The organism is Candidatus Chloroploca asiatica (assembly GCF_002532075.1).
In the GTDB taxonomy this organism is placed as follows: domain Bacteria; phylum Chloroflexota; class Chloroflexia; order Chloroflexales; family Chloroflexaceae; genus Chloroploca; species Chloroploca asiatica.
Window position 1 is genome coordinate 49,001 of the sequence record NZ_LYXE01000090.1, and the last position, 18,514, is coordinate 67,514.

Annotated in this window: 9 protein-coding genes; all 9 read left to right on the forward strand. The window is 56.0% G+C overall.

From position 1 onward, the window contains the following. The first annotated feature begins 183 nt into the window (after positions 1–183). On the forward strand, positions 184–1,416 hold the full coding sequence (locus tag A9Q02_RS10930; RefSeq protein ID WP_097653041.1) for a 30S ribosomal protein S1: 1,233 nt from the start codon (positions 184–186) through the stop codon (positions 1,414–1,416). Between the two features lie 115 nt (positions 1,417–1,531). Next, positions 1,532–2,524, forward strand: coding sequence for an ornithine cyclodeaminase family protein (locus tag A9Q02_RS10935; RefSeq protein WP_097653044.1), 993 nt, complete (start codon positions 1,532–1,534; stop codon positions 2,522–2,524). Positions 2,525–2,535: 11 nt separating this feature from the next. Then, positions 2,536–3,882, forward strand: a complete 1,347-nt coding sequence (locus tag A9Q02_RS10940) for a UDP-glucose dehydrogenase family protein (RefSeq protein ID WP_097653047.1) — start codon at positions 2,536–2,538, stop codon at positions 3,880–3,882. A 154-nt stretch (positions 3,883–4,036) separates the two neighbouring features. After that, positions 4,037–4,885 carry a carboxylating nicotinate-nucleotide diphosphorylase gene (nadC, locus tag A9Q02_RS10945; protein ID WP_097653048.1) on the forward strand — a complete coding sequence of 283 codons (849 nt, stop codon included), beginning with the start codon at positions 4,037–4,039 and terminating at the stop codon, positions 4,883–4,885. A 173-nt stretch (positions 4,886–5,058) separates the two neighbouring features. Then, positions 5,059–7,092, forward strand: coding sequence for an alpha-1,4-glucan--maltose-1-phosphate maltosyltransferase (locus A9Q02_RS10950; RefSeq protein ID WP_097653051.1), 2,034 nt, complete (start codon positions 5,059–5,061; stop codon positions 7,090–7,092). Between the two features lie 34 nt (positions 7,093–7,126). Then, positions 7,127–10,507 (forward strand): maltose alpha-D-glucosyltransferase, encoded by a 3,381-nt coding sequence (treS, locus tag A9Q02_RS10955; RefSeq protein ID WP_097653052.1) that lies wholly within the window; start codon positions 7,127–7,129, stop codon positions 10,505–10,507. A gap of 41 nt (positions 10,508–10,548) precedes the next feature. Further along, entirely contained in the window at positions 10,549–12,705 is a 2,157-nt protein-coding gene (gene glgB / locus A9Q02_RS10960; RefSeq protein ID WP_097653055.1) for a 1,4-alpha-glucan branching protein GlgB, read from the forward strand. 207 nt (positions 12,706–12,912) lie between these two features. Then, the gene (locus A9Q02_RS10965) at positions 12,913–15,351 is read left to right on the forward strand and encodes a DUF3536 domain-containing protein (protein WP_097653321.1); all 2,439 of its coding nucleotides are present in this window, start codon (positions 12,913–12,915) and stop codon (positions 15,349–15,351) included. 63 nt (positions 15,352–15,414) lie between these two features. Further along, positions 15,415–18,486, forward strand: a complete 3,072-nt coding sequence (gene treY / locus A9Q02_RS10970; RefSeq protein ID WP_097653057.1) for a malto-oligosyltrehalose synthase — start codon at positions 15,415–15,417, stop codon at positions 18,484–18,486. The last annotated feature ends 28 nt before the right edge of the window (positions 18,487–18,514 follow it).

Genomic DNA, 18,514 nt, shown 5'->3' on the forward strand with positions numbered 1-18,514 from the left:
AAGCCTGCATAAAGGCACTGGCGTGGAGAGCGCAAAGCTGTTGCTAACAGCTTCCTAGCGTATCCATGCTCATCTCACGCGATATACATTTCGCGCCTGCCTACATCAGGATGGCGTTTTTTTTTGGTCATGGCGTGCGGAATGCACACAGCTGTGTAAATCTCTTCGAGGAGGCTTTGAAGCATGTCGGTGCAATCGGATCAGATCACATTAGAGGATCAGGAGGATCTTGACTGGACGTTGTTATTAGATGAGTATGATTATGCCCGTCCGCAGCGTGGTGAGTTGCGTGAGGGTATGGTGATGCAAATTGAAGATAACGGCGTGCTTGTTTCGATCGGGACGAAGCGTGAAGGTGTTATCCCTTCGCAAGACCTGCGCCAGATGGGCGATGAATTCCTGAGTACGCTTCAGGTTGGCGAAACAATTCAGGTCTATGTCCAGGAACCTGAAAACCGAGATGGTGATCTTATCCTCTCCCTGACGATGGTTCAGGTGGCAAAAGACTGGGAATATGCCGAGCAACTCTTTAAGGATGGCGGTATTACCCGTTGCAAGGTAATCGGGTTTAATAAGGGTGGCCTTCTGGTGCAGTTCAACCGCATCCGTGGTTTTGTGCCTGCCTCACAGGTTGCACAGTTACACGGACGTACTGCTGCCGAGGAACGCCAGCAGGCGCTGCAAAAGATGGTCAATCAAGAGATCCCGCTCAAGGTGATTGAGGTTGACCGCGAGCGCAATCGGCTCGTGCTCTCCGAGCGTAGCGCAACTCAAGAGTGGCGCAAGGCGCAGAAGATCCGGCTCTTGACCGAACTCCAGCCCGGTGATGTGTTGAGCGGGCGCGTCAATCAGTTGACGAACTTCGGGGCCTTTATTGACCTCGGGGGTGCCGATGGGCTGGCTCATATTTCTGAGTTGAGCTGGCAGCGCGTCAACCATCCCCGCGAGGTGCTCCAGCCCGGCCAGGAAGTCAAGGTGGTTGTGGTCGAAATTGACCGTGACCGCGAGCGCATCGGGCTCTCGATCCGTCAACTCCAGGCTAATCCCTGGGATACGATTGATCAGCGCTATACCCTCGGTCAACTGGTCACTGGCCCCGTTACCAATGTTACCCCCTTTGGGGCGTTTGTGCAGGTCGAAGAGGCCGTCGAGGGGCTCATTCACGCTAGTGAACTTGATGTTGACCCCCAGACCCAGCCACGTGATGTGTTGCAGCCCGGCCAGGAAGTGACGGCAAAGGTGATTAGCCTTGATCGTCAGCGCCAGCGGATGGGTCTGTCACTCCGCCGCATCGCTGAAAATGATAAAGAAGGCGAAGAAGCCGCTGAGCCTGAGCCAGTTGAGGCCCAGCCTGCGTCAGAGACCGAGGCTCCGGCTGAGGTCAATGCGACCGCCGAAGCAACTGCAACTGAATAGCTCTATGCGAGCCAGAACAGAAACGGGTGAGAAGCGATGGATTGATCGCTTCTCACCCGTTTCTGTTGTATCATAGAGTGCGGTTGTCTGTGTTGAGCAAAGGTACTACACTACGATGCGCATCCTTTCTGCTGCTGATGTCCAGGCCGCTGTTTCGATGCCCGAGGCGATCAATGCCGTCGAGTCAGCTTTTGTGCAGCTTTCAGCTGGGCACGCCGAGGTTCCCATCCGTACCCATGTTGATACGCCTGCATATCAGGCAACCAGCCTCTTTATGCCCGCTCGACTTGACCATGCCACCCACGCAGCCCTGGGCATGAAAGTGGTCTCGATCTTCCCCCAGAATGCAAACCATAGTGCGCCGACGATTTATGCGCTGGTAACCTTGCTTGATCCCGCTACTGGGCGTCCGGTGGCCCTGCTTGATGGTACGTATCTCACCGCGCTGCGTACCGGGGCGGCGTCAGGCGTGGCGACCCGGCATCTGGCACGTGCTGATGCACACGTGCTCGCCCTCTTTGGGGCCGGTGCGCAGGCCCTCCCCCAGGCACTCGCCGTCTGGAATGAACGCCCACTTGAGCGGATCTGGCTGGTCAATCGCCGTCGTGAACGCGGCGAAGCACTGGCAAGACTGATGCATGAGGCTGGGATCACCTGTGAGCTCCAGCTTGCCTCAACTGCTGACGAGGCCCTCGCCGAGGCTGAGCTTGTGTGTACCGCGACTTCGGCGACCGATCCACTCTTTGCTGATACGGCCTTACGCAAAGGTGTGCATATCAATGCCATCGGGGCCTATCGCCCGACAATGGCCGAAATCCCCCTCGCCACGGTGGCCCGCGCCCGGGTTGTGGTTGATCAGCATCAGGCCGCATGGGCCGAGGCTGGTGAACTGGTGCGTGCCCGTGATGCGGGTCTGATCACGCCTGAACATATTGTTGGTGAACTCGGCGCAGTGGCCGCCGGGATCGTTGTTGGACGTACGACTGACGAGGAAGTAACGCTCTTTAAGTCGGTTGGCAATGCCGTTCAGGATCTTGCTGTTGCGCATCTTGCTTGGCAGCGTGCCTGTGAATTAAATCTTGGCGTTGAAGTTGCGTTGATGGAATAAGGAGGAGTCCCTTGAGCAATATCTGTGTGGTGGGCACGGGCTATGTCGGCTTGACCACGGGAGTCTGTTTCGCTGACCTCGGCAATACCGTGAACTGTATCGAGATCGATCCCGCTAAGCTGGAATTGTTGCGGAGCGGAAAGTCCCCGATTTATGAGCCGGGCCTGGAAGAATTGCAAGAACGCAATATGCGCGCCGGACGGCTCCGCTTTACCGATAATTACGCGCTTGGCCTCGCTGATGCCCGGTTGATCTTTATTACGGTTGGGACACCAATGGGTGACGATGGCGCGGCCGATCTCTCCTATGTCAAAGCGGCAGCACTGGGCATTGGGCAGCATCTGACCCGCGATGCCATTATCATTGATAAGAGTACGGTGCCCGTTGGTACCGGTGATATGGTCTTTTCGATTATCGCTGAACATGCCGCCCCGGGCATCCACTTCTCGGTTGTTTCGAATCCCGAGTTTCTGCGCGAGGGCAGCGCACTGACCGATTTCTTCAAGCCCGACCGGATTGTCCTTGGCTCAACGGATCAGAAGGCCGCCGAAGAGGTCGCCGAGTTGCATGCACCCCTTGGCGCACCGATCATTATCACTGACCTCCGTACCGCCGAGATGATTAAGTATGCGTCGAATGCGTTCCTCGCAACCCGTATCTCGTTTATCAATGAGATCGCCCAGATCTGTGAGCGCCTCGGGGCCGATGTCCGCGAGGTGGCCCGTGGCATGGGGGCCGATAAACGCATTGGGCCCCATTTCCTCGATGCGGGTATTGGCTATGGGGGCTCCTGTTTCCCCAAAGATGTCCTCGCGCTTCACCATATGGCGGCTTCCGCTGGCTGCCATCCGCAGTTACTTCAGGCCGTGATGGAGATTAATCAGTCGGCGCGTGAACGGTTTGTCCAGAAGGTCGAGACGTTGCTTGGTGATCTGGACGGCAAGTATATCGGGGTGCTCGGCCTGTCGTTCAAGCCGAATACCGATGATATCCGTGAAGCTCCGAGCATTGATATCATTCGGGCTCTCCAGGCGAAGGGTGCCCGCGTCAAGGCCTATGATCCGGTTGCAATGGAAAATGCTGGCGAGGTCATGCCCGAAGTGACCTTCTGCGCCACGGCCTATGATGTCGCCAAAGAGGCCGACGCACTCCTGCTTGTGACCGAGTGGAATGAGTTCAAGCAGATCAACTGGGATAAGATCCGCAGCTTTATGCGCCAACCTATTGTCGTTGATGGACGCAATCTCTATGATCCTCAGGAGATGGCAAGCCGTGGCTTTACGTATTGGGGCGTCGGTCGCGGGAGTCGTGATGATCTCGATCTGAAACCAAAAGATCACGGCCTGCTCACAACATAAACGCCCGTCGCTTGGGGGTGTGAGGGCGCAACCCCCAAGTATCACGCTTGTGCTGGCGCAAACAGCCAGCACAAGCATAGGTTTTGAGGGCGCTAGCCCGAAAGTTCATGCGCATGGGGCGCAGTCCCCAGTCCTCTCGCTTGTGGAGCTCTCTATGGAACTGCCCACCACCCTGGTCCGCGAATTGCTTACGCGTGCGCTGACCGAGGATCTTGGAAGTGGTGATCTGACAACGCAGGCCGTGATTCCTGCGTCGGCACACGTGGAAGCAGCCTTTGTCTTCCGCGAGGCCGGCCTTGTCTGTGGCCTCGACGTCGTCGCCGCCACCTTTACGCTCGTTGATCCCACACTCGTTGTGATGCCCCTGGTGCAAGAAGGCGCCCAGGTTGCCCCCGGTACCGTGGTGGCAACCGTGAGCGGCTCAGCCCGTGGGGTGCTGACCGGAGAGCGCGTCGCGCTCAATCTTTTTCAACGCATGAGTGGCATTGCAACCCTCGCAGCACGCTATGTCGCTGCAGTCGCTGGAACGAAAGCTCGGATTCTCGATACACGCAAGACAACACCCGGCCTGCGCCTCCTCGAAAAGTATGCTGTGCGGCTTGGTGGCGCGACAAATCACCGCTTCGGGTTGTATGATGGCGTGATGCTCAAAGATAATCACCTCGCCATCCTCGCCGCTCAGGGCATTGGTCTGGGGGCAGCAGTGCAGCAAGCGCGTGCAGCGGTTGGGCCAATGGTGCGTGTCGAGGTCGAAGTTGAAACGGTGGCTCAGGCTGGCGAAGCCGCCGAGGCGGGTGCCGATCTCATTATGCTTGATAATATGCCCCCTGAAGCGATGCGTGCCGCCGTGAGCCTCGTGCAAGGACGCGCCTTGCTTGAAGCCAGTGGAGGTGTTACGCTGGAACGAGTACGGGCAATTGCCGAGAGCGGAGTCGATTATATTAGTGTCGGTGCGCTGACCCATGCAGCGCGCGCGCTGGATATTGGGCTTGATATTGGGTAATATGTTTGACATGCAAAGAACGCTCCTGTAGAATAGCAGTATTACATAAACCTGAAAGTGATCCTGAATATTTTGAATGAGCCGGGCGCATGGCGCCAGTCATGCGCCCGACTCATTCCGTTGTTTTCGCCCCTACCCAATGCGGGGAAGAGGCGGAATGAGGGGAGCTGGAGATGCCAGCGAAGCTAAAAACGCCCACGAAGGGCACAACGGTGGCCGAAGCCGCCACACATAATGGGTTGGCCGCCTTTGGTGAGGGACGGCAGCGCGTCTTGATTGAACACGTTACCCCCCAGGTTGATGCAGGGCATTATCCGATCAAACGAGTTGTCGGTGATCTCGTGACGGTCGAAGCTGATATCTTTGCCGATGGGCACGATGTGCTCGCTGCTGTGTTGCGCGTGCGCGGCCCCGCTGATCAGTCCTGGCACGAGATGCCGATGACGCTTCTCGGCAATGACCACTGGCGCGGTGTCTTCAGTGTTGAGACGATAGGTACCTATACCTATACCCTGGTCGCCTGGATTGATCGTTTTGCCACCTGGGAACATCAGTTGCACAAACGCGTTGAGGCGGGGCAAGAGGTGCAGGTCGATCTGTTGATCGGCGCAGCCCTGGTCGATGAGGCAGCAGCACATGCACCTGATCCGGTGGCCGCAACGCTGCACGGTTTCGCCGCAGCCTTGCGTGCGGGTGACGCCGAAGCTGCCTTTACCCCTGAACTGGCCCGCCTGATGAGCCTACACCTGCCACGCCAATTTGCGACAGCCTTTGAGCGCGAATTGCATGTCACAGTTGATCGCCCGCTGGCACGCTTTTCGGCATGGTATGAACTCTTTCCCCGTTCGGCTGCGCTTGAGCCAGGGAAGCATGGGACATTTATGGATGTAATTGCTCGCTTGCCCTATGTGGCCGAGTTGGGCTTTGATATCCTCTATCTGCCCCCGATTCACCCGATTGGCCGCCAGTTCCGTAAGGGCAAAAATAATAGTGTCACGGCGCTGCCTGGTGAACCTGGTAGCCCCTGGGCGATCGGCGGACCTGAAGGCGGCCATAAGGCGATCCATCCTGAACTGGGTACCCTTGAGGATTTTCACGAACTTGTCGCTGCAGCACGAAGCTATGGCCTCGAGCTTGCCCTCGATATTGCCTTTCAGTGTTCGCCTGACCATCCCTATGTGCGTGAACATCCCGAATGGTTCCGCGCACGACCCGATGGTACCATCCAGTATGCCGAGAATCCACCGAAAAAGTATCAGGATATCTATCCCTTCGACTTTGAAACCAGTGATTGGCAGGGTCTCTGGTATGAGCTCAAGAGTGTTTTTGAGTACTGGATTGCCCAGGGCGTAACGGTCTTTCGCGTTGACAACCCCCACACCAAGAGTTTTCGTTTCTGGGAGTGGTGCATTGGTAGCCTGAAGCGCGACCATCCTGAGTTAATCTTTCTCTCTGAGGCGTTTACCCGCCCCCGAGTGACATATAATCTTGCCAAGCTTGGTTTTACCCAAAGCTATACTTATTTTACGTGGCGCACCCAGCGTTGGGAACTGGCCGAGTATCTGCTCGAGTTGACCCAGACCGAGATCAAAGATTATTTTGGCCCGAATTTCTGGCCCAATACGCCTGATATTCTGACGCCTCAGTTCTATCCCGGGCACCGCTCGGTCTTTCTGACCCGCGTGGCCATGGCAGCGACAATGATGGCAAGCTGGGGCATGTATGGCCCCGTCTATGAACTGATGCAACACGTGCCTGCACAGGGCCGGGAAGAGTATCTCAATAACGAGAAGTATGAGATCCGCCACTGGGATCTCGACGACCCAAACAGTCTGCGTACCTTCATTGCACGCCTGAACCAGATCCGTAAAACGAATTTGCCGCTTCAGCGCAATGCGAACGTGCGCGTGCATCCGGTCGATCGCAACTTTGCGCTGAACGAACAACTCTTTGCCTATAGCAAAACAACCGATAATGCCACTCACATCATTCTCGTTGTGGTCAATCTTGACCCCGAGCAGGTACAGAGTGGCTGGGTGCAGGTACCAGTCGATGAGTGGCACCTCGGAGCAACTTATCTTGCTCACGATCTGTTGCGCAACGAACGGTATGTGTGGCAGGGAGAATATAATTATGTCTCACTTGATCCTGCGACGATGCCCGTCCATATCTTCCGGCTAGAACGCCAGGAGGAACTGCCTAGATAGCGTGCTGACCGTTTTTGATGCCCTTTAGGAGAACATGGCGACAGTAAAGCAGACCCGACCGAGCCGGACGCCGCAGGTTTTTGCGCATGATCCGCTCTGGTATAAAGACGCGATTATTTACGAGGTACACGTTCGAGCCTTCGCTGATAGTGATGGCGACGGGATTGGCGATTTCAAGGGGCTGACGAGCAAGCTCGATTATCTGCAGGAACTAGGCGTGACCGCCATCTGGTTGTTGCCCTTTTATCCTTCGCCCCTCAAAGATGATGGCTATGATATCGCGGATTACACCGATGTTCACCCATCATATGGCGATATCGCCGATGTACGCCTCTTTATTCGTGAGGCGCATCGGCGTGGCCTGCGGGTCATCACCGAATTGGTGTGCAATCATACCTCTGATCAACATCCCTGGTTCCAGCGTGCGCGCCGTGCCCGTCCCGGTACCTCCCAGCGGGATTTCTATGTCTGGAGTGATACGTCCCAGAAGTATAGCGATGCGCGCATTATTTTCAAAGATTTCGAGACCTCAAACTGGACCTGGGATCCGGTTGCCGGGGCCTACTATTGGCATCGCTTCTACAGCCACCAACCTGACCTGAACTTCGAGAATCCGGCCGTGCATCGGGCGATCTTTAAGGCGATGGAGTTCTGGCTTGATATGGGGGTGGATGGTCTTCGCCTTGATGCCATCCCCTATCTCTATGAAGAAGAGGGGACAAATTGCGAAAATCTGCCCCAGACGCATGTCTTTCTGAAGAAGTTGCGCCAGCAACTCGATGCCAAATATCCGGGACGTATGTTCCTCGCCGAGGCAAACCAGTGGCCGGAAGATCTGATTTCCTATTTCGGGGATGGCGATGAGTGCCATATGGCGTTCCATTTCTCGGTGATGCCCCGCCTCTATATGGCGGTACATCAAGAGAATCGCTTCCCGATCATTGATATTATGCATCAGACGCCGACGATTCCTGAGGCATGCCAGTGGGCGATCTTCCTCCGTAACCACGATGAGTTGACCCTCGAGATGGTGACCGATGAAGAGCGCGACTATATGTATCGTTTCTATGCCAAAGATCCGCAGGCCCGGATCAATCTTGGCATTCGTCGCCGCCTCGCCCCGTTGCTCGGCAATCATCGGCGCAAGATCGAACTGATGAATGGCTTGCTCTTTTCGTTGCCCGGCACGCCGGTGCTCTATTATGGCGACGAGATTGGCATGGGTGACAACATCTATCTCGGCGATCGCAATGGGGTGCGTACCCCCATGCAGTGGGCCGGGGATCGCAATGCTGGCTTTTCACGCACGAATCCACAACGCCTCTTTCTGCCGGTCATCACCGACCCCGAGTATCACTACGAGATGGTCAATGTTGAAAACCAACTTGCCAATCAGCACTCGTTGCTCTGGTGGACGCGACGGCTGATCGCGCTGCGGAAACGCTATAAGGCGTTTGGCCGAGGTACACTCGAATTTCTCCATCCCGAAAACCGCAAGGTGCTCTGCTTTATTCGGCGCTATGAAGAAGAGACAATCCTTGTTATTGCCAATCTCTCGCGGTTTGTGCAAGGGGTTGAACTGGATCTTGCGGCCTTCCGGGGGATGATGCTGGTCGAGATGTTCGGCCAGGTCGAGTTTCCACCGGTGGGCGACCATCCCTATTTCATCACCGTTGGTCCGCATAGTTTCTACTGGTTTAGCCTGGTGCCCCAGCGTGCCGAAGGTGTGCGCAGCGATGGAAGCGGACTGGTTGAGACTGCGGATGTGCCGTTACTCACCATTGAAGCCGGTGGTTGGGACGCAATCTTTTATGATGGCCGCCAGGCACAACTGGAACGGGTCTTGCCTGATTATTTGCGGCCACGTCGCTGGTTTGGGGCCAAGGCACGTCGGATGAAGCATGTGCATATTACCGATGTGGTGATGGTGCCTCATGATGATACGCTCTCCTACCTTGTCCTGGTAACGGTTCAGTACACCGAAGGAAGCGCTGAAACCTATCTCTTGCCGATGGCGTATGCCGAAGGCGAACGGAGCCGCGATATTCTCGCCGATGCACACCACGCGGTCATTGCGCGTCTGCGGGTCAACGATCAGCAGGAAGAACCTGGTATTCTCTATGAACCCTTGATTGACCGTGCGTTCTGTGCGATGCTGCTCGATCTCATCGTTGGTCGACGCCGCTTGCGCAGTGAACATGGGGCCGAATTGACGGCAGCAACAACCCGAGCGCTACGTGGCCTCGTTGGTGATGGGGCGGGCCTTGAAGCTTCCGTGATGCGTGGTGAGCAGAGCAATACCTCGATCAACTTTGGTGGACGGATGATTATGAAGCTCTTCCGCAAAGTTGATACCGGCGTCAATCCCGATCTCGAAATTGGACGCTACCTCACCGATGAGGCTGGCTATGTCCATACCCCGCCACTGGCTGGGGCGATCGAGTATACACGGCCTGGCGAAGAAGCGATCACGCTGGCCCTGTTGCAAGGCTTTGTGCCCAATGAGGGCGATGCCTTCGATTTTGCGATTGATGTCCTCAATGGCTATTTTGACCATGTGCTGGTTGAGCCCGAACTCGTCGCACCAAAGACCGAGGTGACGATTGCGGCGCTGCTTGATGCCGACGTTGAACCACCAGCCCCCGGGGGTGAGTTGCTCAGTGCCTATCTCGACTCGGCTCAGTTGTTGGGCAAACGTACCGCCGAATTGCACCTGGCCCTCGCACGCGGTAAATCATCGGCGTTTGCGCCTGAACCCTTCTCCCTGCTCTATCAACGCTCGCTCTACCAGTCGGTGCGCAGTTTGACCGCCGAAACCCTCCAAGGCTTGCGCAAGGTGCTGCCAGGCTTGCCCGAAAATATCCGCGAAGATGCCAGTCAGTTGCTGACGCTTGAGTCAGAGTTGATGGCGCGCTTCCGCCGGATTAGTGCGACGAAGATCGAGGCCACGCGAACCCGGATTCACGGTGATTACCACCTCGAACAGGTGCTTTACACTGGCCTTGATTTTATGATTATTGACTTTGAAGGTGAGCCGATCCGTCCGATTAGCGAGCGCCGGATTAAGCGTTCACCGCTACGTGATATCGCAGGGATGCTGCGGTCGTATCAGTATGCAGCCTATTCCAGCTATTTCGGGCGCCTCCAATCGACTGCGCTGTCGCCCGAAGAGACGGCACGTCTGCGCCAATGGGCCGATTTCTGGGCCTTCTGGGTTGGTGCCGCGTTCCTGCGCAGCTATCGTGAACATACTGAAGGGGCTTCGTTTGTGCCCGCTGCACGGGGCGATCTTGAGACCCTCCTTGAGGTCTTTTACCTCGAAAAGGCAGTCTATGAGGTTGCCTATGAAATGAATAACCGCCCCACCTGGCTCAGTATTCCGCTTAGTGGAATTTTGCGCCAGATTACAGGGTAAACTTCTCTAGATAGAAGTTCTGCCCATTTGACGAGGAATATATGTCAGAAGAGTCTAAAAAACCACGTCGTAGTCGTGCAAAAAAAACGACACCGTCACCCGAATCAGTGCTTGAAACGACAACCGCCCCTGAAGCGGATACGCCAGTTACGCTTACCGAGCCGCCAGTTGAGGCAGCGAGTCAGGCTGACGAAGCAGTCGTTACCACAACCGAAGATTCGGGTGCGCCAGAACCTGTGGCGGAACCTGTGCCCTCAGTTCCGCCGTCGATCCCGATCTCTGTGCCAGCGCCTTTCTATCCCGGATCGCCGATTCTGACTGATGATGATATCTACATCTTCAATGAAGGCAACCACTTTCGCTTGTACGAGAAACTGGGAGCGCATATCACGACAGTGGATGGTCAGGAAGGCACTTATTTTGCCGTCTGGGCCCCGAATGCCGAGTATGTTGCGGTCATTGGTGCCTGGAATAACTGGCAGCCGGGTCACAATCCGCTCAAGGTTCGCGGTGACTCGGGGATCTGGGAAGCCTTTGTGCCTGGGGTTGTCAAAGGGGCGAGTTATAAGTTCCACGTCTCGTCGCGCTTTCACGCCTACAAAGAAGATAAGACCGATCCGCTAGGGATTATGTATGAGGTCTCGCCTGGTACCGCCGCGATTGTCTGGGATCGTGAGTACACCTGGAATGATGAGGCCTGGATCGAGAGCCGCGCACAGCGTCAGAACTTGAATACGCCAATGTCGATCTATGAGGTTCACCTCGGATCGTGGATGCGTGTGCCCGAAGAAGGCGGACGCTCTTTGTCGTATCGCGAGATTGCGCCCAGGCTTGCCGAACACGTCAAGCGCTGTGGCTTTACCCATATCGAGCTGCTCCCCATCACCGAGCATCCCTTCTTTGGCTCGTGGGGCTATCAGACGACGGGCTTTTTTGCTCCGACCAGTCGCTACGGAACGCCCCAGGATTTCATGTACTTTGTGGATTATCTCCATCAGCACGGGATCGGGATTATTCTCGACTGGGTGCCTTCACACTTTCCTACTGATGGCTTTGGCCTGAGTTACTTTGATGGGACCCATCTGTATGAACATGCCGACCCCCGTAAGGGCTTTCATCCCGATTGGGGAAGCTACATCTTTAACTATGGGCGCAACGAAGTGCGGAGTTTCCTGATCAGTTCAGCCCTCTGTTGGCTCGATACGTTCCATCTTGATGGGTTGCGGGTTGACGCCGTCGCCAGTATGCTCTATCTCGACTATTCGCGGCAGCCGGGCGAGTGGATTCCCAACCAGTATGGTGGGAACGAGAATATCGATGCGATCATGTTCTTGCGTCAGTTCAATACCGAAGTCTACAAGAACGTCCCTGGTACGCAGACAATCGCCGAAGAGAGCACGGCATGGCCGATGGTTTCACGCCCGACCTATGTGGGGGGACTCGGCTTTGGGTTCAAGTGGGACATGGGCTGGATGCACGATACGCTCTCGTATTTCCAGCGCGATCCGATCTTCCGGCGGTTCCACCACAACGAATTGACCTTCCGCGGGCTCTATATGTTCACCGAGAACTACGTGCTCTCGATCTCGCACGATGAAGTAGTGCATGGCAAGGGTTCATTGCTCGACAAGATGTCAGGTGATGTCTGGCAGAAGTTTGCGAACCTGCGCCTCCTCTATAGCTATATGTATGGTCAGCCAGGCAAGAAGCTTATTTTTATGGGGAGTGAGTTTGGTCAGTGGCGTGAGTGGAAACACGACGAGAGCCTTGATTGGCATCTGATGATGTTCCCCTCGCATCGCGGGATCACTGATACACTCGCCGATCTCAATCGCCTCTATGTGAGCGAGCCAGCCCTGGCTGAACTCGATGCCGATCCGGATGGCTACGAGTGGATCGATGCGAATGATGCTGATAATAGCACCTACAGCTTCTTGCGCAAGGCCCGCTCGAATGGCGATCAGATCCTGGTCGTGATGAATGCAACCCCGATTATCCGTGAAAACTACCGTGTCGGGGTGCCACGTGGTGGTTGGTGGGAAGAGCTCTTCAATAGCGATGCCAAGGAGTACTGGGGCAGTGGCGTTGGCAATGCTGGCGGTGTCATGGCCGATGACCAGCCAAGTCACAATCGTCCCTTCTCGCTCAACATCGACCTGCCCCCGCTTGGTGCCATCTTCTTCAAGAGTCGCGGGTAGTGAGGGTTGAGGCCAGGGTGCCTGGCCTCAACCTACGCCCTTCGGCGGGGCTTGAAGGGTCCGATGGCCCTCAACATCTTTCTTTCGCGCAAAAAAGTTGAGTTGGGGATACCGCCCCCAAGAAGTTTGCTTGTTCTGGTGGAAGGTTTGTAGGGCGACAGCGCTACATTTAAGCGACATAGGGCCATTGGCCTACACCACATGCTTATGCCTGAGCGATATATCTGTATACACGGCCACTTCTATCAACCACCACGCGAAAATCCATGGATCGAGTCGATCGAGCGGCAAGATTCGGCCTACCCCTACCACGACTGGAACGAACGCATTACGGCTGAGTGCTATGAAGAGAACGCGGCTTCGCGGATTCTTGATGCCCAGGATCAGATTGTTCGCATTGTCAACAACTACAGCCGCATTAGTTTCAATGTTGGCCCTACTCTGCTAAGTTGGCTTGCCGAAAAATCCCCCCGTGTCTACCAGGCGATCCTTGATGGCGATGCCGAGAGCATTCGCTATTTTGGGCGTGGCTCGGCGATGGCCCAGTGTTACAACCATATCATTATGCCGCTCGCCTCGCGACGCGATAAGCTGACTCAGGTGCGCTGGGGGATTGCTGATTTTATCTATCGCTTTGGTCGTCATCCCGAGGGGATGTGGCTACCCGAGACGGCTGTCGATCTTGAAACCCTCGATATGATGGCTGAGCACGGGATTACCTTTACGATCCTTGAGCCGCATCAGGTCAGCCATTGTCGGAAACTTGGCGATTTGGTCTGGAACGATGTGCGTGGCGGTCGCATTGATCCGACCCGCCCCTATCGTGTGCAACTGCCGAGTGGCCGTACGATCGCCGTTTTCTTTTATGATGGCCCGGTCTCGCGCGCCGTTGCGTTTGAACGCCTCCTCGTCAATGGTTCAACCTTTGCTGCCCGCATCGCCGGAACCTTTAGTGAGTATCGCCCCTGGCCCGAGCTTGCCAATATCGCGACAGATGGCGAAACGTATGGTCATCATCATCGCCATGGAGATATGGCCCTTGCCTATGCCCTGCAGTATATCGAAGAACGTGGCCTCGCACGTCTGACCAACTATGCCGCCTACCTTGCGGCCTATCCGCCTACCGACGAAGTGCAACTTGTCGAGCAGACAGCGTGGAGTTGTGTGCATGGCGTTGGTCGCTGGAGTACCGATTGTGGCTGCAATAGCGGCGGCAATCCGGGTTGGCGTCAGACGTGGCGCGCACCACTACGTGCCGCGCTTGATTGGGTGCGCGATACGGTTGCCCCACGCTTCGAGGGGCTTGGTCGGCATTTGTTGCATGATCCCTGGGCCGCCCGTGATGACTATATCCAGGTGGTACTCGAACGAACCCCTGAACGCATCGAGGCCTTCCTTCAACGGCATGCCCGCCCCTCGCTTGACGAGAGCCAGCGCATCGCGGTGCTGAAATTGATGGAACTTCAGCGTCACCTGATGTTGATGTATACCTCGTGCGGCTGGTTCTTTGACGATCTCGCGGGGATCGAGACAGTGCAGGTGATCATGTATGCGGGACGGGCAATTCAGCTTGCCCATGAGCTCTTTGGTGAAGATTATGAGCCCAGTTTTCTCTCACGGCTCGCGCAGGCCCAGAGCAATGATCCCGCCGAGGGCGATGGCCGCCAGATCTATGAGCGCAAGGTGCGCCCAGCGATCGTCGATTTGCGCAAGGTCGGGGCTCACTATGCGATGTCTTCGCTCTTTACTGGTTACGAAGAGCGCGCCCAGGTCTATAGTTATATTGTTGAACACGAAGATTATCATCTGCTCCCCTCGGGCAAGGCCCGCCTCGCCATGGGTCGGATGCACATTCGTTCGGTAATCACCGGCGAAGCGGCCCGCCTGAGTTTTGGGGTCTTGCATATGGGTGACCACAATATCTCGGGTGGTGTGCGCGAGTATCAGGGCGAGACGGCCTATCACCTGATGATCGAAGAGTTGAGCGAGCTCTTTCTGCGCGCAGATCTTCCTGGTGTGATTCGCATGATTGATCATACGTTTGGTCGCGATGCGTCGTCACTCAAGTTGCTCTTTGGCGACGAGCAGCGCAAGATCTTGAAGATTGTGCTCGATTCGAGCCTCGCTGATGCGGCGGCTTCGTATCGGCGGATTTATGAGCAGTACGCTCCTTTGATGCGTTTTCTGGCGAGCCTTGGGACGCCGGTACCCAACGAATTTCAGATTGCAGCTGAATTCGCCCTCAATACCGAGTTTCGCCAACTGCTCGAAGCTGACACCCTCGATCTTGACCGCATTCATGCCTTGCGCCGTGAAGCTTCACGCGCCGGGGTAACACTTGATAACGCTGGTCTCGGTTATAGCCTCTCGCAGACCATCGAACTGATCACCGACGCATTTCAGGCGCAACCTCGCGATCTCGCCTTGCTGCAGCAACTCGATGATGCAGTCGGTTTGGCCCGCGGGCTGCCGTTTGAAGTGGATGTCTGGCAAACGCAGAATGTCTATTATCAGTTGCTCCAGAGTACCTACCTTGATGTGCGTGCCGAGGCCGCGCAGGGTTATAGCGAGGCACGTCAGTGGATCATTGCCTTTACGTCGTTGGGGCAGCGCCTTGGGTTTCAAGTGCGCGTCGTCAGTATGTAGCAGCACTTCTTGCTCTGCTGGTTGTCCCGGTCTGCATGCCCCTTTGCATAGCGAAAGAAATCTATGACAACATCACTCCCTCTCCAAGATAAAGAGCGTATCGAGCAACTGTTGCACCAGTTACCATGCCACCTTCCTCGGGCAACGTACCGGCTTCAGTTGCATGCTGATTTCAACCTTGACCAGGGGAGCCAACTTGCCGGGTATCTGCAACGCCTTGGCATTAGTGATGTCTATGCTTCACCAATCTTGACGGCCCGTGTTGGTAGTCCCCATGGGTATGACATTACTGACCATGGCCAGATCAATCCCGATCTAGGTGGCAATGAGGCCTTCGAGCGGTTCAGTGACACCCTGTTGCGGCATCAACTTGGCCTGATCCTTGATGTGGTGCCTAACCATATGGGTATTGGTGATCTGCGCAATACATGGTGGTCGGATGTCCTCGAGAATGGACCCTCTTCGATCTACGCACACTATTTTGATATTGATTGGGATCCTGTGCGCCCTCAGTTGCGGGATAAGGTCTTGCTCCCGATTCTTGGGGCGCAGTATGGCGATGTGCTCGATGCTGGTGAACTGAAACTTCGCTATAATGGCGGTGCGTTCTTCCTTGCCTACTACGAGCATCTTTTTCCGCTGGATCCATGTAGTTATGCCGAAGTGCTTGGCAATAAACTTGATGCCTTGATCGGCGAGCTTGGCAGCGATCACGTCGATGTGGTCGAGTTGCAGAGTATCCTGACCGCCCTCTCGTATCTGCCCGCCCATACCGAGGTTGCCCCGGAAAAGGTGTTGGAACGGAATCGCGAAAAAGAAGTCATCAAACGACGTCTGGCCAATCTCTATGAGCAGAGCGAACCCGTGCAGACGTCCATCGAAGCGACCCTGGCCTTCTACAATGGCACGCCAGGTCAACCCGAGAGTTTTGATCGCCTCGAGACGTTGATCGCAGATCAACCGTATCGTCTCGCGTTCTGGCGGGTTGCCACTGAAGAGATCAATTATCGTCGCTTTTTTGATATTAACGATCTCGCCGCGATCCGTGTCGAGTTGCCCGAGGTGTTGCAGGCGACCCATCAACTGGTCTTTGGCCTTCTTGCCGAAGGACGTGCGACTGGCCTGCGGATCGATCATCCCGATGGCCTCTGGCACCCGTCGGCCTATTTCCGCCAGTTGCAGGTGAGCTATCTTGAATATTGGGCCGCCACAACCCTCAAGGCCGCTGGCCTGGAACCCGGTGAGGATGCGGCAGACTCGGCTATCTTCGCCCACGTTGCTGATTGGATCGCTCAGACTCTTGCGCAGAGTGAACGCGAGGGGGCTGCGTGGCCGCTCTATGTGGTCGCCGAGAAGATCCTGTCGGCTGGTGAGGATTTGCCCGCTGATTGGGCCGTAGCTGGGACAACTGGCTACGATTTTCTGAATGAAGTCAATGGGATTTTTGTTGATCAGGCGGCACGCAAACAACTTGATCGCCTGTATACCGATGTGGCTGGTGTGCAGCCGCGCTTTGCCAATCTCGTCAATAGCAAAAAGAAGGAGATCATGCTCGTCTCGCTGGCGAGTGAGATCAATACCCTAAGCCATATGCTCGACCGGCTCACCGAGCGCAATCGCCACTATCGTGACTTTACCCTCAATAGCCTGACCTTCATTATCCGTGAGGTGATTGCCTGTCTGCCCGTCTATCGCACCTATATCAGTGGTCTTGACACTGTCACGCCCTGGGACGAGCGCTATGTTGAAGCCGCGGTGCGCGAGGCCAAGCGCCGTAATCCTCGTACCGCCGAGACGATCTTCAATTTCCTCTGCGATACGCTCTTGCTCCGCAATCTCGACAGCTTCGCCGAAGATGCTCGCCCCGAGGTGATCCGCTTTGTGATGAAGTTTCAGCAGATCAGCGGGCCGGTGATGGCCAAAGGCGTTGAAGATACGACGTTCTATGTCTATAACCGCCTGGTCTCACTCAATGAGGTCGGTGGGCATCCCGAGAACTATGGGCATAGCGTTGAGTACATGCATAAACATGCCGGTCATCGTAGTACCCGCTGGCCCTCTTCGATGCTCGGTAGTTCGACTCACGATACCAAACGGGGCGAAGATGTGCGCGCCAGGATCAATGTGCTCTCAGAGCTTCCTCAGGAATGGCGTCAGATCGTCAGCCGCTGGACCCGCCTCAATCTGCGCAAAAAGAAGACGCTTGATGACACGACGATGCCCTCGCGCAACGATGAGTATCTGCTCTATCAGACCCTCGTTGGCGCATGGCCTTTTGTCAATGGCGGAACCCCTGATCCCGAGGTCTATCGCGGTGAGGCCCTTGAAGGTTTCCGCGAGCGCATTGTCCAGTATATGGAAAAGGCGACCCGTGAGGCCAAGGTGCATACGAGTTGGGTTAACCCCAATGCCAACTATGATGCCGCTGTCCGCCGCTTTGTCGAGGGTGTCCTTGACCCACGCCGCAGCGGGCGCTTTCTCGATAGCCTCGCAACCTTCGCCGAGCGCGTCGCTTTCTTTGGCTTTTTTAATAGCCTGGCCCAGACCCTGATCAAACTGACGGCACCAGGGGTGCCTGATATTTACCAGGGCTGCGAGTTCTGGAATTTGAGCCTCGTTGACCCCGATAACCGCCGTCCTGTGGATTATGCGTTACGTGAGCGCTTGCTCGACGAGATGATTACCCGCGTTGAGGCAGGTGATCAGGCAGGCTTTGCGCACGAGTTGTTCGCACAGATCACCGATGGTCGCATCAAGCTCTATCTGACCTATACTGTCTTGCAACTACGTCGTGCCAAACCAGAACTCTTTGCTGAGGCAGGCTATCTGCCGCTCGCCGCCGCCGGTGACCGCGCCGACCACGTGGTCGCCTTTGCCCGCCAGAGCGATGCGGGCGAGTTGCTCACCGTTGTCCCACGGTTGCCGTTGCGCCTCGCCAATGGCGACCGTCTGCCCCCAACTGGTGAGCGCTGGGGCGAAACGCGCCTGATCGTTCCCCACGCAGGCGATGGCACCCACTACCGCGACCTGTTTACTGGGGCCATCATGACGATCGATACCCACGACGACCATACCGGCTTCTGGATGCGCGATGTGCTTGCCCAGTTCCCGGTCGCGTTACTGGAACAGATCTGAGCGATGGAGCGGCCCCTCCACGTCGTGG

What these genes read in the sequence shown, in the direction of transcription:
- glgB (WP_097653055.1), top strand. Translation starts at nt 10,549, where the DNA reads ATGTCAGAAGAGTCTAAAAAACCACGTCGTAGTCGTGCAAAAAAAACG.
- treS (WP_097653052.1), top strand. Translation starts at nt 7,127, where the DNA reads ATGGCGACAGTAAAGCAGACCCGACCGAGCCGGACGCCGCAGGTTTTT.
- A9Q02_RS10965 (WP_097653321.1), top strand. Translation starts at nt 12,913, where the DNA reads ATGCCTGAGCGATATATCTGTATACACGGCCACTTCTATCAACCACCA.
- treY (WP_097653057.1), top strand. Translation starts at nt 15,415, where the DNA reads ATGACAACATCACTCCCTCTCCAAGATAAAGAGCGTATCGAGCAACTG.
- nadC (WP_097653048.1), top strand. Translation starts at nt 4,037, where the DNA reads ATGGAACTGCCCACCACCCTGGTCCGCGAATTGCTTACGCGTGCGCTG.
- A9Q02_RS10950 (WP_097653051.1), top strand. Translation starts at nt 5,059, where the DNA reads ATGCCAGCGAAGCTAAAAACGCCCACGAAGGGCACAACGGTGGCCGAA.
- A9Q02_RS10935 (WP_097653044.1), top strand. Translation starts at nt 1,532, where the DNA reads ATGCGCATCCTTTCTGCTGCTGATGTCCAGGCCGCTGTTTCGATGCCC.
- A9Q02_RS10930 (WP_097653041.1), top strand. Translation starts at nt 184, where the DNA reads ATGTCGGTGCAATCGGATCAGATCACATTAGAGGATCAGGAGGATCTT.